This is a genomic window from Corynebacterium tuberculostearicum, from assembly GCF_022347235.1.
In the GTDB taxonomy this organism is placed as follows: Bacteria; Actinomycetota; Actinomycetes; order Mycobacteriales; family Mycobacteriaceae; genus Corynebacterium; species Corynebacterium tuberculostearicum_F.
Genome location: NZ_JAKRDX010000016.1, coordinates 14,994 through 30,987 on the forward strand (window position 1 = coordinate 14,994; position 15,994 = coordinate 30,987).

The 15,994-nt window shown below is 59.4% G+C and carries 11 protein-coding genes; 6 read left to right on the forward strand and 5 right to left on the reverse strand.

Annotated features, from left to right (window positions below):
• The first annotated feature begins 201 nt into the window (after nt 1-201).
• On the forward strand, nt 202-1,266 hold the full coding sequence (locus MHK09_RS09080) for a PAC2 family protein (protein WP_250413346.1): 1,065 nt from the start codon (nt 202-204) through the stop codon (nt 1,264-1,266).
• A gap of 34 nt (nt 1,267-1,300) precedes the next feature.
• A complete protein-coding gene (locus MHK09_RS09085; protein WP_250413347.1) occupies nt 1,301-3,844 on the forward strand; it encodes a DEAD/DEAH box helicase in 2,544 nt (847 codons plus the stop codon).
• A gap of 88 nt (nt 3,845-3,932) precedes the next feature.
• On the opposite strand, the gene ahpD is transcribed toward MHK09_RS09085, so the two are convergent.
• Nucleotides 3,933-4,457 (reverse strand): alkylhydroperoxidase, AhpD family, encoded by a 525-nt coding sequence (gene ahpD, locus MHK09_RS09090; RefSeq protein WP_204608707.1) that lies wholly within the window; start codon nt 4,455-4,457, stop codon nt 3,933-3,935.
• Between the two features lie 97 nt (nt 4,458-4,554).
• On the reverse strand, nt 4,555-5,148 hold the full coding sequence (locus tag MHK09_RS09095; RefSeq protein ID WP_005328586.1) for a peroxiredoxin: 594 nt from the start codon (nt 5,146-5,148) through the stop codon (nt 4,555-4,557).
• A 160-nt stretch (nt 5,149-5,308) separates the two neighbouring features.
• Between MHK09_RS09095 and MHK09_RS09100 the strand changes: the two genes are divergently transcribed.
• Entirely contained in the window at nt 5,309-6,253 is a 945-nt protein-coding gene (locus MHK09_RS09100; protein ID WP_250413348.1) for a hydrogen peroxide-inducible genes activator, read from the forward strand.
• Between the two features lie 89 nt (nt 6,254-6,342).
• Here the strand turns inward: MHK09_RS09100 and MHK09_RS09105 are convergent, their stop codons facing one another.
• The gene (locus MHK09_RS09105) at nt 6,343-7,251 is read right to left on the reverse strand and encodes a hypothetical protein (protein ID WP_250413349.1); all 909 of its coding nucleotides are present in this window, start codon (nt 7,249-7,251) and stop codon (nt 6,343-6,345) included.
• A 106-nt stretch (nt 7,252-7,357) separates the two neighbouring features.
• Between MHK09_RS09105 and hrpA the strand changes: the two genes are divergently transcribed.
• Nucleotides 7,358-11,245, forward strand: a complete 3,888-nt coding sequence (gene hrpA, locus MHK09_RS09110; RefSeq protein WP_250413350.1) for an ATP-dependent RNA helicase HrpA — start codon at nt 7,358-7,360, stop codon at nt 11,243-11,245.
• Here the strand turns inward: hrpA and nrdR are convergent.
• Complete coding sequence (gene nrdR / locus MHK09_RS09115; protein ID WP_005328590.1) at nt 11,242-11,700, reverse strand: transcriptional regulator NrdR; 459 nt, start codon at nt 11,698-11,700, stop codon at nt 11,242-11,244. The two genes, hrpA and nrdR, sit on opposite strands and share 4 nt — an antisense overlap.
• Nucleotides 11,701-12,430: 730 nt before the next feature.
• Between nrdR and lexA the strand changes: the two genes are divergently transcribed.
• Together lexA and sugR are read left to right on the forward strand one after the other, a co-directional pair.
• Nucleotides 12,431-13,135: a transcriptional repressor LexA gene (gene lexA, locus MHK09_RS09120; RefSeq protein WP_204608703.1), complete on the forward strand. Its 705-nt coding sequence runs from the start codon at nt 12,431-12,433 to the stop codon at nt 13,133-13,135.
• A gap of 359 nt (nt 13,136-13,494) precedes the next feature.
• Nucleotides 13,495-14,277: a transcriptional regulator SugR gene (gene sugR, locus MHK09_RS09125; RefSeq protein ID WP_005325096.1), complete on the forward strand. Its 783-nt coding sequence runs from the start codon at nt 13,495-13,497 to the stop codon at nt 14,275-14,277.
• Between the two features lie 26 nt (nt 14,278-14,303).
• On the opposite strand, the gene ptsP is transcribed toward sugR, so the two are convergent.
• Nucleotides 14,304-15,992, reverse strand: coding sequence for a phosphoenolpyruvate--protein phosphotransferase (ptsP, locus tag MHK09_RS09130; RefSeq protein ID WP_250413352.1), 1,689 nt, complete (start codon nt 15,990-15,992; stop codon nt 14,304-14,306).
• Between the last annotated feature and the right edge of the window lie 2 nt (nt 15,993-15,994).

Below are 15,994 nucleotides of genomic sequence, written 5' to 3' on the forward strand. Positions count from 1 at the left end.
CAGGGGCTAGGTGGTGGGGATCTGTGGATAGGTGGGGTGAAGGGGGCGTCGGCAAGCGGCTTTCCACACCCCGCCCGCGATTGCGCTGGCAATGCGCAGCGGTTTGGGGCACAATTGTTTATTTAACCTCGCAGTGCGCGCGGGAATAGTAAGCACGCGCGCGGCGTTGGGGTAGGTAAGAAAGCAAGGAGGTAACACAACATGCACGAAGAAGATCGCCGCATGTATGAGCTGGAATATCCGGCTCCGGTGATTAGGGATGATTCCGGTGACGGACAAGGCCCCACCATGATTGTTGCCATGCACGGATATGCTGACGCTGGCCAGGCCATTGAGGCAAGTGCTGACCACCTGAAGGCCGCTTTGGAAGGCCGTCAGCTGGCATCGTTTAACTCTGATGAGCTGATTGATTACCGCTCGCGCCGCCCAGCCATCACGATTGATAAGGATCGGGCGCTGGAAATCGAGTCCATGGATCTTGGTATTAAGGTCCTGCGCGATAATTCCGGCAAGACCTTCCTACTGCTGTCTGGCCCTGAACCAGACATGCGCTGGGAGGCGTTTACTACCGCCGTGGTGAAGCTGGTGGAAAAGTTCAATATCGAAGACACCATCATGCTCTATGCCGCGCCGATGCCGGTGCCGCATACCCGCCCCACGGTGGTTACGGCCCATGGCACCTCCTCCCGCTTGACCGAGCACATGCTCTCGATGGATTCCACCATGATGGTGCCGGGCTCCGCCGCACTGTATCTGGAAAAGGCTCTGGCGGATAAGCACCGCACCGTGGCTGGATATACCGTCCACGTGCCGCATTATCTGGCAGCTTCGCCTTATCCGCAGGCCACGTTCCAGTTGCTGGATTCGGTGGCGCGGGCGGCGCGCCTCAATATTCCTTTAGGCAGCATTGAGGCCGATATTTCTCGCGTGGAAAACCAGCTGGAGGAGCAAGTTGGTGGCTCGGATGAGATTGAAGGCGTAGTCCAACAACTCGAGCAGCAGTATGACGCTTATATGGAGCGCTACCGCAAGGAGCATCCGCAGGCGATCATGCCTGGCGAGGAGCCCATGCCTACCGGTGAGGAAATCAGCGAGGAGTTCCAGGCATTTTTGGCTTCCTTGGATGAAGAAGAAAGCCAGCAGATCATCAATACCGAGATCGATGACCGCGAAGATTCCGCCGAGGAGGAAGGCCCGCAGTCCGATGATGGGAAGGATGGCCCTGATTCTGCTTCGGGCGAGGGCGACTTAGGTGACGATATCTAACTAACCCGCCCCCATCGCCGCTAAGGTGGTGGGGGTGAACTTATCTCAGCTGCTGCCAGATTTAACGGAAGTACCCGACCCCCTCGTAGACGAGGCAATTTGGGATACCTTTACCTCGTGGACTACCGGCCGGGGTATCAATTTGTACCCAGCGCAAGAAGAAGCCTCGCTCGGTATTTTGGCCGGCGATAATGTCATCCTCGCTACCCCTACGGGCTCGGGAAAGTCCATGGTGGCTAATGCTGCACACTTCATCGCCCTAGCTCGTGGCCAGCGCAGTTTTTATACCGCGCCGATTAAGGCCCTTGTGAGCGAGAAGTTCTTTGCCCTGTGCGATATCTTCGGCGCCGAGAATGTGGGCATGATGACTGGCGACGCCACCGTTAATGGCAATGCCCCCATCATCGCCGCCACCGCCGAGATTGTGGCCAATATTGCGCTGCGCGATGGCGCCGAGGCCAATATCGACCAGGTAGTGATGGACGAGTTCCACTACTACTCCGAGCCGGACCGCGGTTGGGCCTGGCAGGTGCCGCTGCTGGAGTTATCCAAGGCGCAGTTCCTGCTCATGTCCGCCACTTTGGGCGATACTCAGTGGCTAGAGGAAGATCTCACTCGTCGTACCGGCCGCGCCACCAACCTCGTCGCCGGCTCCACGCGTCCTGTGCCGCTGGACTTTTCCTATGTCTTTAGCGCGGTGCACGAGACCATCGAGGAGCTCTTGGCCGATAAGAAGGCTCCCATCTACGTGGTGCACTTCTCGCAGCGCGAAGCGGCCGAGCGCGCCCAGGCGCTTACCTCGCTTTCGGGGATCATCACCAAGGAAGAAAAGGAAGCGATTGCCCAGGAAATCGGTGGTTTCCGCTTCACCACTGCCTTTGGCAAGGATCTGTCCAAGCTCCTGCGCAAGGGCATCGGTATCCACCACGCGGGCATGCTACCCAAATACCGCCGTTTGGTAGAGCGCCTGGCGCAAAAAGGCCTGCTTAAGGTCATTTGTGGCACCGATACCCTGGGGGTGGGCATTAACGTGCCCATCCGCACCGTGCTGATGACTGGGCTTGCCAAGTTCGACGGACAGCGCCAACGCATCCTCAAATCGCGCGAATTCCACCAGATTGCCGGCCGCGCCGGCCGCGCTGGCTATGACACCGAGGGCACTGTGGTGGTCGAGGCCCCCGAGCACGAGATTGAAAATGCCAAGGAACGCCGCCGCATCGGCGATGACCCCAAGCGCTTGAAGAAGCTCAAGAAAAAGTCCGCCCGCGAAGGCGAGGTGTCCTGGTCCGAGAAGACCTTCGCGCGCCTTACTGAGGCTGAGCCGGAACAGCTTACCTCTCAGTTCCGCGTATCTAATTCCATGCTGCTCAACGTCTTGGCGCGCCACGGCAATGGCTATGACCACATGCGCCACCTGCTGCGGGACAATCACGATAACCGCAGCAAGCAGAATAAAGACATCCTCACCGCACTCGATCTCTTCCGCGGGCTAGTAGATTCCGGCGTGGTGCAAAAATCGACCAAGGGATTAGATATCTACGGTCGCCCCTACCATTTGGTGCGAGAGCTGCCGCGAGACTTTGCGCTCAATCAGCCGCTGGGCCCATTCGCGCTGGCGGCGCTCTCGCTGCTGGATCCGGAGGCAGAAACCTATAACCTGGACGTCATTTCCGTGTTCGAGGCCATCCTGGATGACCCGCGCCAGGTGCTCATTGCCCAGCAGAAGCAGCGCCGCGGCGAAGAGATCGCCGCGCTGAAGGCGGACGGGGTGGACTACACCGACCGCATGAATATCGTAGAAGACATCACCTGGCCAAAGCCGCTCGAGGAGCTATTGGAGCAGGCCTACGATACTTTCGCTGAAACCAATGCGTGGGTCAAGGAATTCGATCTGCGGCCTAAGTCCGTGGTGCGCGACATGCTCGAGAACGCCATGACCTTCTCGGATCTGGTCGCCACCTACGGCTTGGCCCGCTCCGAGGGGGTGATTTTGCGCTACCTGACCGACGCCTGGCGCACTCTTAAGCAATCCATTCCAGACGAGTACAACACTCCAGAGCTCGAAGATATCGTTATCTGGCTAGGTGAGCTTATCCGCCAGGTGGATTCCTCGCTTGTCGACGAATGGGCGCAAATGGCCGGCGAAGACTCCCCCATCGACCAAGACACGGTGGACCGCGAGCTGGCCTTTGGCGTGGAGGACCCCACCGCGCTCACGGCCAATCGCCGCGCCTTTACCATCATGGTGCGCAATTACATGTTCCGCTTAGTGCAGCTCTTTGCTTTGGAAAAGGAAGACCGCTTGGCGGAGCTGCTCGATTACTTGGACGAGGTCCCGGACTTCGGCGCTATCCTAGATGATTACTTCGATGAGTATGATGACATCGATTCCGGCCCCGAGGCCCGCGGCCCGGAGTTTTTCCGCCTAGGCGATACTGACTCGCGTGCATGGTCCGTGCGCCAGATCATCAAGGACCCAGACGGCGACCACGCCTACCAGTTCGTCGCTACGGTAGATCTCGATGCCTCCGATGAGGCCGGCGAAGTCCGGCTGTCAGACCTGCGCGTGGAGTACTAGCCAGCGAAAACGACAAAGCCGCCCTGGCAGCCGCGCCCGGGGTAAGGGGGGCGTCGGCAAGCGCGAGGGCGGCTTTAGGCCGGCTACTTTAGCGTGCGGCCTCGATCTGGACAGCCTGTGCCACAGCCTGGACAACGGCCGCTACCTTGACGGCCTCCCAGACCTGCTCCTTGCTCAGGCCAGCCTCGTTGAGCTCGTGAGCGTGGGCACCCAGGCAGTGCTCGCAGCCATTGATGGCGGAGACTGCGGTATTCCACAGCTCGAAGTTGGCCTTGTCTACGCCCGGCTTGGAGATAATGTTCATGCGCAGGCCGAACTTAACCTGTGCGTAGTCATCGCCCAACCAGCCCTTGGCGCGGTAGGCAACATTGTTCATCGCCATAACGGTGGCTGCGCCGTAGGCTGCCTCAATGGCCTCCTCGGAGAGGTGCTCCTTTGCTTCCTCCGCAATCTCAGACAACACGGTGTCATTGCGGGTTGCAGCTGCCGATGCCAGCAGGCAGCCCCAGAGCTGCTCCTCGTCCAGGTCCTTGGAACGGGTCAGGGTGCCCAGGTTGAGCTTCTGGTCCTTGGCGTACTCCGGCAGGGAAGACTTCAGATTATCAATAGACATAGCTTTTCTCCTTTGAGGTTTTGATAGGAATTTACTGCGCTGGATTTAAAAGGAAACCCCGCCACGAAAGCGGGGTGAACCTGCATCTCAGTGAGATTTAGAGTGCGGACTGAACGACGTCCATCTTGTTGATGTTCTTGGTTGGGTCGTTCTTCTCCCAGTTGCAAGCGCAGACCTCTTCGGACTGCAGGGCGTCGAGGACGCGCAGAACCTCGTCTACGTTACGGCCGACAGCATCCGGGGTAACGGAAACGAACTGGATAACACCATCCGGGTCGATGATGAAGGTAGCGCGGTCAGCAACGCCATCGGCGTTTTCTACGCCCAGCGCACGGATAAGGTCGTGGCGCACGTCGGAGAACATTGGGAAAGGAACTTCCTTCAGGTCCGGGTGGGTTGCGCGCCAGTTGAAGTGAGCGAACTCGTTATCGGTGGAGCCACCGAGAATCTGGGTATCGCGGTCCTGGAATTCCTCGTCCAGCTTGCCAAAGGCAGCGATCTCGGTCGGGCAGACGAAGGTGAAGTCCTTCGGGTAGAAGAAGACGACCTTCCACTTGCCCTCGTACTTGTCCAAGGATACCTGCTCGAAGTAGTCCTCCGGCTGGTTAGCGTTAACGTCATGCAGGTCGCCACCGGTCAGGGCGGTGAGGTTGAACTCTGGGAACTTTTCGCCGACGGTCAAAATAGGCATAGTCTTCAACTCCTTTAGCAAAGGCTTTTCCTCTAAGTTTCCTGCCGCTTGGCGTACAAGCAGCGGGGCCGGACCGTGTCCGGCCCAACACGATCAGTTATACCATCTTTTCCGTTCGCGTCAATAGCAAATCCTATAGGTAAGTGTTAGAGTGATAGGCATGCATAATAAAGAGTATCGCCCTACACTTGCTCAGCTGCGCACCTTTGTCACCGTTGCGGAAAACAAGCACTTTGGTACCGCGGCCGCCAAACTCGAAATCTCTCAGCCCTCCCTCTCTCAGGGCCTCGTTGCCCTCGAGCAGGGCTTGGGCCTGCAGCTTATCGAGCGCTCTACCCGCAAAGTCATCGTCACCTCGGCCGGTGAGACCCTCCTCCCCTACGCCAAGGCCACTCTTGAAGCCGCCGATACCTTCCTCGCCCACGCTCGCGGCGCCAACGGCACCCTCGCCGGCCCGCTGACCATCGGCGTTATCCCCACCATCGCCCCCTACATCCTTCCCGATCTACTCTCCATGCTGGCTGAAGCCTACCCGGACCTCGAGCCGCGCTTCGTCGAGGAGCAAACCCAGCACCTCATTACTCGCCTGCGCAATGGCAACTTGGATCTTGCCATCATGGCCCTTCCGTCGGAGGCCACCGGCATGGTCGATAGCCCGCTGTACACGGAGAAATTCTCCATTGTCTGCCCGCCCGATCACCCCATCGCCGGCCGCGAGGATGTCGAGCTTGCGGAGCTCAAGGACTTGGATTTACTGCTGCTTGACGACGGCCACTGCTTGCGCGACCAAGTAGTCGACCTCTGCCGCCATGCCGATATCAACCCAGCCGAGGCCACCAATTCCGTCACCCGGGCCTCTTCCCTAACCACCATCATGCAGCTGGTCATGGGCGGCCTGGGCTGCACCCTCGTCCCCGAGTCCGCCCTAGCCACCGAATGCCACGGCAAGGACGTCGCCATCGCCCACTTTGCCTCCGATGTCACCGCCGAACGCGAGGTGGGCCTCGTGTTCCGTTCCTCCGCCGCCCGCGCCGAGGAATTCCGCGAATTCGGCACGCTCATCACCGCCGCCTGTAACAAGGCGATTGAGCGCTCCCGGCAGTAGTCTCACCCGGCGGCCCCACACGGGGGCGTCGCCAAGCACACCAAAGGCCACCGCCCCTAACTGGAACGGTGGCCTTCAACTATGGTGCGCTACGCCTGTGGAAAGATGTTGCGGCCCGCGCACTGGCGGAACATATGCGCCTGTGCCAAGAGCGTCACCGGATACGCCACGATAAGGCCGATGCCCAAAAGCAAGAAGCCGGCCACAATGATGAAAAAGTTCAAAATTGCCAATAGCAACATTTGACCGTAGTTGTTCTTACCTGCCTGGAAGCCCTTCTTCACGGCGTCACCAACGCTATCGCCGTCGGCCGCGAACCATTGCATCAGCGAGAAGAATGGTTGGATAAAGAAGCTAATCAGCGAAATCACGGCCATGATGCCCATGACGCTTAATACTGCCGCAACTGCTTCGTCCTCCGTCATATTCTCGGCGTCGTTAAGCAACCCATAGACAGTTCCGCCTACTGCAGCGAATGCAATGAGGCTCGCCACCGCCCCGATGACAAGCATGATGACCAGCGGCTGCCACCAACGCACGTTCTTAAAAAGGTAACCCCAACCGGTGCGGGCGTCATCGATCTGGAAAAGCGCTAGGCGCATAATTACCAGCGACAATACAAGGCTTAGGACAGTCGAAATGAGCTGAGAAACCCAAGAACCCGCGGTTGGCTCACCCGAGCCGGAGTAGCTCGCGGCATTAATGCCGCCAGCAATGGCTACAAAAACGATACTTAGAACAAAAAGCGCTAGTGCTCCCAGAATCCACAGCTTCCAATTGCCAAAGACAGTCCGAAAAGCCCAAGAAACCGCATCTATTGCGGAGGCCTTACCGGTAAACGGCCGCTGGCCTGCTTGGTAGCCCACATAGCCTTGGGTATTTTCTTCATGGCTTCCGCCATAGGACGGAAGCTGTCCGTAGTTTGGTCGGTCCTCGGGGTGATCGGTCGGCTCGTAGCGCGGAAAATCATCATTTCCACCCGCATACGGGTTTGTCATAGGCGGTGCTCCTCCTTCAGGAATGCACATAGAAAAATGGATAAGTATTTTAACTTTAACAACTTTTTCCTCATTTCAGGTGGACGGGTAAACTCGTTGCCTAGTCATGACTAAGAACGAATCCCCTTCTCGCGACGAGCTCTTCGCCGCACTCGAAAATGTCACTTTGGCCGAGGCGCGCTCCTTCCGCCGCCGCCTCAAGAAGGCCCGTGCGCCTAAAGCTCTGCGAGAAATCGGCGCTGAAATCCATGCCGCGGCCGATCGCGTCGCACTTACCGACGCCGCCGTTCCCACCATCACCTACCCCGACGCCCTCCCCGTCACCGCCCGCAAGGACGATATCGCCGAGGCAATTCGGGACAACCAGGTCGTCATCATCGCTGGTGAGACCGGTTCTGGTAAGACCACCCAGATCCCGAAAATCTGTCTCGAGCTAGGCCGCGGCCGGCGCGGGTTCATCGGCCATACCCAGCCGCGCCGTATTGCAGCGCGCACCGTGGCCGAACGCATCGCCTCGGAACTGGACCAGAAAATCGGCGAGTCCGTCGGCTACGCCATCCGCTTCGATGACCGCGTCTCTGAGACCACCGCCGTCAAGCTGATGACCGACGGCATTCTGCTCGCCGAGATGCAACGCGACCGCTTCCTTAATAAGTACGACACCATCATTATCGATGAGGCCCACGAGCGCTCGCTCAATATTGACTTCCTCTTGGGCTACTTGAAGCGCCTATTGCCCAAGCGTCCCGACCTCAAGGTGATCATCACCTCCGCAACCATCGACCCTGAAAGCTTCGCCGCCCATTTTGCCGACGCCGACGGCAACCCCGCCCCCATTATCGAGGTCTCCGGCCGCACCTACCCCGTAGAAATCCGCTACCGGCCACTCGAATTCGAGGCCGGCGGAAAAGTCGTGGACCAAGACCCGCTCGACGGCTTGACCGAGGCCATCGAAGAGCTCATGCGCGAAGGCGACGGCGATATCCTGTGCTTCTTCCCTGGCGAGCGAGATATCCGCGATGCCATGGAAGCCATCGAAGGCAAGAAATGGAAAAACGTCGAGGTCACTCCTCTCTTTGGCCGCCTATCTAACCAAGAGCAGCACCGCGTGTTTAGCGAGCACCGCGGCCGCCGCATCGTCTTGGCCACCAATATCGCCGAAACCTCGCTCACCGTGCCCGGCATCCGCTATGTCGTCGATACCGGCACCGCCCGCATCTCGCGGTATTCCACGCGCACCAAGGTCCAGCGGTTGCCTATCGAGCCCATCTCGCAGGCCTCCGCCAACCAGCGCTCCGGCCGCTGCGGCCGCGTTGCCGATGGCATCGCCATTCGCCTCTATAGCGAACAGGACTTTGAAAGCCGCCCCGAATTCACCGACCCAGAGATTCTGCGCACCAACCTCGCCAGCGTCATCTTGCAGATGGTCTCGCTCAAGCTAGGCGACATCGAACAATTCCCCTTCATCCAGCCGCCCGAGCACAAGGCCATCCGCGATGGTCTCACGCTTCTCCACGAGCTCGGTGCCCTCCACGACAAGCAAGACAAGCCCTCGCTGACCACCATCGGCCGCGATCTTGCCCGCATCCCCCTGGATCCGCGCATGGCGCGCATGCTCATTGAAGCCAATACCAACGGATGCCTTGATGATGTCATGGTCATCGTTGCCGCCATGACCATCCAAGATGTGCGCGAGCGTCCCCTCGACTTCCAAGCCCAGGCCGACCAAGCCCACGCCCGCTTCAAGGACAAGACCTCGGATTTCTTGTCCATGCTCAAGCTGTGGGATTACATCAAGCAAACCCGCAATGAGCAATCCGGCAATAAGTTCCGCAAGCGCATGAAGCAGGAATTCCTCCACTACATGCGCATCCGGGAGTGGTTTGACTTGGTGCGCCAGCTCAAGGACGTCGCCAAGCAGCTGGGCTGGACCTACCAGGAAGGCACCGAGCGCCGCTCCGATGACATCCACATGTCCCTCCTTTCGGGCCTGCTCTCCAATATCGGCGCCCGCGATGGCAATTCCAAGGAGTTCCAGGGCGCGCGCAACACCCGCTTCCTGGTATTCCCCGGCTCCGCCCTGGCTAAAAAGCCTCCCGAGTTCCTCATGGCTGCCGAGCTGGTGGAAACTTCCCGCCTCTGGGCGCGCGATGTCGCCGCCATCGATCCTGCCTGGGTAGAAAAGCTCGGCGCGGACCTGCTCAAGCACAACTACTCCGAGCCCACCTGGTCTCGCAAGCGCGCCGCCGCCATCGCGCACCAAAAATCCACGCTCTACGGCGTGCCCATCGTGGCCGACCGCACCGTTCCCTACCACCGCGTCGATCCCACCGCTGCCCGCGATATGTTCATCCGCAACGCCCTTATCGCCGGCGACTGGAACACCCACCACGCCTTTTTCAAGGCCAACGCCCAAGCGCTTGACGACGCCGCCGCATACGAAGAAAAGGCCCGCCGCCGCGGCCTCATCGTAGACGAAGACACGCTCTTCGATTTCTATGACCAGCGCATTCCGGAAAAAGTTACCACTGGCCGCCACTTTGACTCGTGGTGGAAAAAGGAGCGCCGCCGCACTCCTGACCTGCTGGATTTTGATCCCGCAAAGCTCATCGACGACTCCCACGAGGTCACCGAGGAATCCTTCCCCGACCACTGGCGCAAGGGCTCTATCGATTACGAACTGACCTACAAGTTCGAGCCCGGCGATCCTCTCGACGGCGTCACCGTAATGGTTCCCATTCCTATGCTCGCCGGCTTGGATACCGAAGGCTTCGATTGGCTCGTTCCGGGTCTGCGTCTCGAGCTCGTCACCGAGCTCATCCGCAGCCTGCCCAAGGCCCTGCGCCGCACTGTCGTACCCGCGCCCGAATTTGCCGAGCGCGCCATCGACCGCCTCATCCCTTATGAAGGCCCCATCACCCAGCAGCTTGCCGACGTCCTCCGCGAACTCGGCGGTCAAGGAATCAACGCCACCGACTTCCAGGCCAGCAAGCTACCCGCCCACCTGCGGATGAACTACGGGGCCATCGATAAGCGCGGCAAAATCGTCGACTCGGACCGCGACCTCGCGGCGCTCGTCCGACGGCAGGCCGGACACATCAAGTCCTCCGTATCCCGCGTCTCGCGCACCTCCGAGTCCACCGCCGTTAGCGAATGGACCGACGACACCCTCGGCACCATCGATGACACGGTTACGACCACCGTCGACGGCCACGAAGTCACCGCCTACCCTGCCCTGGTCGCTACCAAGGACGGCGTCGAACTCAAGGTTCATCCCACCAAGGCCGCCGCAGATGCCGCCATGGTAACGACCACCCTTACGCTCCTCATGCGTGAGATATCCGTCAACGCCTCCCAAATGGTCAAGGGCCTGCCATTGCAACAGCGCGTCGCCGTCGATTCCTATCCGCACGGCGGCGCCGACGGCCTTGTCAATGACGCCCGCATCGCCGCGATCCGCGACCTGATGCTCGAAGCCGGCGGGCCCGTCCGCACCCCCGCGGCGTTTCAGAAGCTCAAGGACACCGTCAAGCCCCAGGTCCCAGGCCGCGTACGCCAGGCAGTGGTAGCTATTGCCCCCGGACTCGCCGAATACTCCAACCTGCGAGCGGAACTTGCTCATTGGGACGGTCCAGCAATCGATGACATGCGCGCACAATTGGATTTCCTCCTTCCCCGAAACGCCATCACTGTCCATGGAATGTCCCATCTGCGCCATCTACCGCGATATATCCAAGCCATGCGCATTCGCCTAGAGGATATGAACCTTGACCCCGACCGCGATGCAGACCGTCAAGCCGAGGTAGATAACGCCAAGGCCTACCTATCCAACCGCCTGCGCAATCTACCGGCCGGCCGCGAAAAGACCCGCGAGGTCAAGGACGTGCGTTGGATGATAGAGGAACTTCGAGTTTCCCTTTTTGCTCAGCGCCTTGGCACAGCCCATGCCGTTTCACTCCGGCGCATCCAAAAGGCGGTGGACAAACTGCGCTAAAAGTCCTCGCGATCGCGCCTTCGCATCAGGCGAATCTCGGATTCAAAGTCATCTGCGCTTTCAAAGGATTTATATACAGAGGCGAAGCGCAGATAGGCCACCTCGTCAAGGTCACGCAGTGGCTCTAGGATGGCCAAGCCAATCTCGTTCGCGTTGACCTGCGAGGAGCCATGACTGCGCACGGTCTCCTCCACTTCTTGCGCCAGCTTCTTCAAGGCATCGTCGCTCACATCTCGCCCCTGGCAGGCACGGCGCACACCGCGAATCAATTTATCTCTACTAAAGGGCTCGGCCAGACCGTTTCTCTTCACCACAAGCAACACGGCCTTCTCAACCGTGGTAAAGCGCCCCTTGCACGAAGCACACTCGCGCCGGCGCCGAATCGACGCTCCAGCATCGACCACACGCGAGTCAATGACGCGGGATTGCTCATTGTGACAAAAGGGGCAATACACAGTGGTCCTTTCACTGACGTTGATACGCCAGTAGTTTACTCATCTCCAATTCCGTGCGGCCACTGGGCTTCACCCCGCTGTAGCCCCTAGTGCGCTACTGCAGCTTCAACTTGCTGCACACCAGAAGCCGGGGGTTGAGGAGCACTATTTCCTTCAGTGCCCGCAAGTCCCCCTAGCAATGTGCCCACAAAGACCGCGACACCAAACACTGCACCCAATGCGTAGTTACCTGTGTTCGACTCACCCACACTGTTTCGTCCCCTATTCGATCTGTTCCCAGAGCCTCCGGCCGACGTACGGTTCGAACGATAGGTCGTGCGATCTTCCACACGTAGGGTTCGAACATACCGAGAGCTTTCGGTGCCGCGGGCCGCAGAACCGTAGCCGCGCTCCACATCCCACACGGACGCAGAAGGCACCACTACAGGTTCGGAAGCTTTGCGAGTTACCAGGTTATTGCGAGAATTGATCAGCAGAGACATAACTTTCCTTTCGACGACTGAACCCACCGTAGGCGCCTCATGCGACACGTCATGACACCCAGTCGCCATAATGTTCGATTTAGTTGGTACGTTCGATTTATAGCATCGCTTCGAATACTTGTCCACCCCAACACGCAAATCTCGAACATCTGTACTTTTCGTGCTACAAATGACGTGTGGCAACTTTTCAGCGCCGCCAGCTAACAGACCACCGATAAATCCAGCCGATCCCCTCCGAGGAGCCAGCAATGGGCCGCAAGCCAAAGAAGACCACCGAGAAGACCGACTACGCTTCCCTGTCTGACCGCCAGCGACGAATTCTTAACGTCATTAGTGACGCCGTCATGCTGCGTGGTTACCCACCAAGCATCCGCGAAATTGGTGACGCAGCAGGCCTGCAGTCCACCTCCTCTGTTGCCTACCAGCTAAAGCAATTGGAAGAAAAGGGCTTCTTGCGTCGTGACCCAAATAAGCCGCGAGCCGTAGATGTTCGACACCTAAATACCGACGATGGCGCCAAGAAGCCGGGCCGCAAACCGGCTAAGCCCGAACAGCAGGTTCCCGCAGAGGCAGGTGCTGTTTCCTACATTCCTGTGGTTGGCCGAATCGCAGCGGGTGCGCCCATTACCGCGGAAGAAAACGTAGACACATACTTCCCAATGCCTGACGAGGTGGTCGGTGGCGGCGACCTTTATATGCTGCAAGTAGTCGGCGACTCGATGCAGGATGCCGGCATCCTTGACGGCGACTGGGTAATCATTCGCTCCCAGTCAGTTGCAGAAGAGGGCGAGTTCGTGGCCGCCCTGCTCGAAGGATCTGAAGCTACCGTCAAGGAGTTCCACCGCGATTCCTCCGGTGTGTGGCTACTTCCTCACAATGAGGCCTACGCTCCCATCAACGGCGATGATGCGGAAATCATGGGCAAGGTCGTATCGGTATTCCGCAAGCTTTAACCACGCACCTGACGCAGATTCTATACCCCCGCAAGGGCCAAGCGTGGCCCTTGCGGGGTCTATCTATGTACACCCTTCGTTGACGCGGCCCGTTTCCTGCCACCCCCATTTTGGCTCCATTTCGGACCCGGACACCAAAAGAGACGAAAATCCCACTTTCCCACTTTTGCCTCTGACCAGGTACTTCAGCGCACCGGATATAGAATGCCGCCGTGCAAATTTTTGCTTTAGTCCGTTTATTCCCGATTTTTGAGACAATGGACTAAGCAAAACAACATCGCCGGATTTTCACTTCCGCATAAAGTGGCAATTTTTACCCCCACGCCATGACGCGATGTCTCTAGATTCAAGGAGGAATCATGTACGCAGAAGAGCGGCGTCGCCAAATTGCTTCCCTCACCGCCGTTGAAGGCCGCGTCAACGTCACTGAGCTCTCAGAACGCTTCGAAGTTACGGCCGAGACCATCCGCCGCGACCTTGCGGTGCTCGACCGTGAGGGCGTCGTCCATCGCGTGCATGGCGGCGCAGTAGCCTCCCAATCCTTCCAGACCGCGGAGCTCACCCTGGATACCCGCCAGCGGTCTGCCTCCGGCGCAAAAGCGGCTATCGCCCGCGCGGCCTTAGATTTTCTTCCCCAGGGCGGCGGCAGCATTTTCTTGGACGCAGGCACCACCATTAACGCGTTCGCGGAGCTCATTGGACAGCAATACCCGCAGGCGCAGTTTAATATTGTCTCCAATAGCCTGCCTATTGCGCTGTCTCTTGCAGGCAATGGCGTGCCTGACGTCCAGCTACTTGGCGGTACGGTCCGCGCGATTACCCAAGCCGTCGTTGGCGATACCGCACTGCGCACCCTGGCTATGATGCGTGCCGACGTCGCATTTATCGGTACCAATGCCCTAACCCTGGATCATGGCTTGTCGACGGCCGACTCCCAAGAGGCAGCCATCAAATCCGCTTTCGTCACCAATGCCCACAAGGTTGTGGTCATGTGTGACTCCAGCAAGCTGGGCAATGATTACTTGGTAAGTTTCGCCTCTGCCGCCGATATCGACGTCGTCATCACTGACGCCGCTGCCCCCGATTCCTTCGTGGAGGCGCTGCGCGAACGCGAGATTGAGGTCGTGCTCGCCAGCGAATAATCCCCTCCCCCGATCCTTCGCCTACTTTAGGCGAAGGACTCCATGCGCTCGACCACTGCGGTACGGGCAGCGTCAGGGCTTTCCGCATCCAGCGCCACCTCGGAAAGCTGCTGGCACTGTTCCAGGGTAACCTCTGCCAGCTGCGCGCCGACGCCTGCTACAGCCGTCGACGCTGCGGATAGCGAATTCACACCCAAGCCGGTAAGCACGCAGGCCAACATCGGGTCGGCTGCTGCCTCACCGCACACGCCTACCGCAACGTTATTGGCCTGGCCCACGATGCAGGTGTGCTGAATGAGCCGCAGCACAGCCGGCTGCCACGGGTCGGTCAGGTAGGCCAGCTGAGGCGACAGGCGGTCCGCAGCCATCGTGTACTGAGTCAGGTCATTGGTACCGATGGACACGAAATCAAGGTGCGGCATAATCTTATCCGCCATGAGCGCTGCGGCCGGAACCTCGATCATCGCGCCGGCAGTCAGGCCGCGCTCGCGACACAGGCCAGCAAACCACTGGGCCTCAGTAGAGGTGGCAACCATAGGAGCCATCACCCAGGTAGAGGCTTTGTCATCGCGAGCCTCAGCCGCCTGAGCAATCGCATCCAGCTGGCGGGTCAGCAAAGCCTCATTATCGCGTGCAATACGCAGACCACGAACACCCAATGCTGGGTTTTCTTCGGAGCTCAGCGTGGCATAGGAAATGGGCTTATCGGAGCCAGCATCTAGCGTACGCACGACAACCTTGGATTCAGGGAAGGCATTAAAGACCTTGCCGTAAATCTTTGCCTGCTCGTCAACGCTGGGCTCTTCACTGGCCGAGAGGAACGATAGTTCCGTGCGGTACAGGCCGATACCCTCTGCCTGCGAATCCGAAGCAATGCGGGCGGCGTTGCCATCAGCGACATTGGCAAGCAGCTGCACGCGGTGGCCGTCCTTGGTTTCAGCCGGGCCGCGCCACCGGGCAACGCGTGCCGCACGCTCGCGGTACTCGGCCACAGCCTTTCTGGAAGCCTCTTCGTCGGCCCCAAGGGTGACGGCGCCCACTGCGCCATCGACAAATACCAGCGTGCCGCTTTCAATATCGCTCAGCGCGGCACCTACAGCAACGATGCACGGAATATCCAACTGACGGGCGATGATGGCCGTATGGCTGGTAGGTCCACCAAGCTCGGTGACAAGGGCCTTGATGTGCTTGGTATCCAGCGTCGCGGTATCGGCCGGAGCCAAATCGTCCGCGAACAGCACGGCCTCGCCGTCTACGAGCGGCAGGCCCGGCTCGTCCTCGCCGCGCAACTCTGCGATTACGCGGTCGCGCACGTCCTTCAAGTCAGTGGTGCGCTCTGCCATCACGCCGCCAGCGGCCTCGAACATGGTGACAAACTTATCGGTGGCACCGACAGTGGCGAATTCCGCATCCCGGCCGGTGCGGATATTCTTGCGCACCGCCTTATGCCAACCACGGTCCTTAACCATGCCGGCCGTTGCCGTCAGAACTTCCGCAGCCTGGCCTTCGGCGGCAGCAGCCCGCTGCTCCAAGCGGCCAGCGACAGTATCTACGGCCGCAAGGAAGCGGTCATATTCAGAATCGCTCGCTTGCTCTGGGTCAATGCTTCCCTCGGTAGGCAGGGCCGGGCGAGGGCGGACCCACACGGCTTCGGCGTAGGCGACTCCGGCAACGACACCGGTTCCTTTGATTGTGGACTCAGACGCGTTTTCCATGA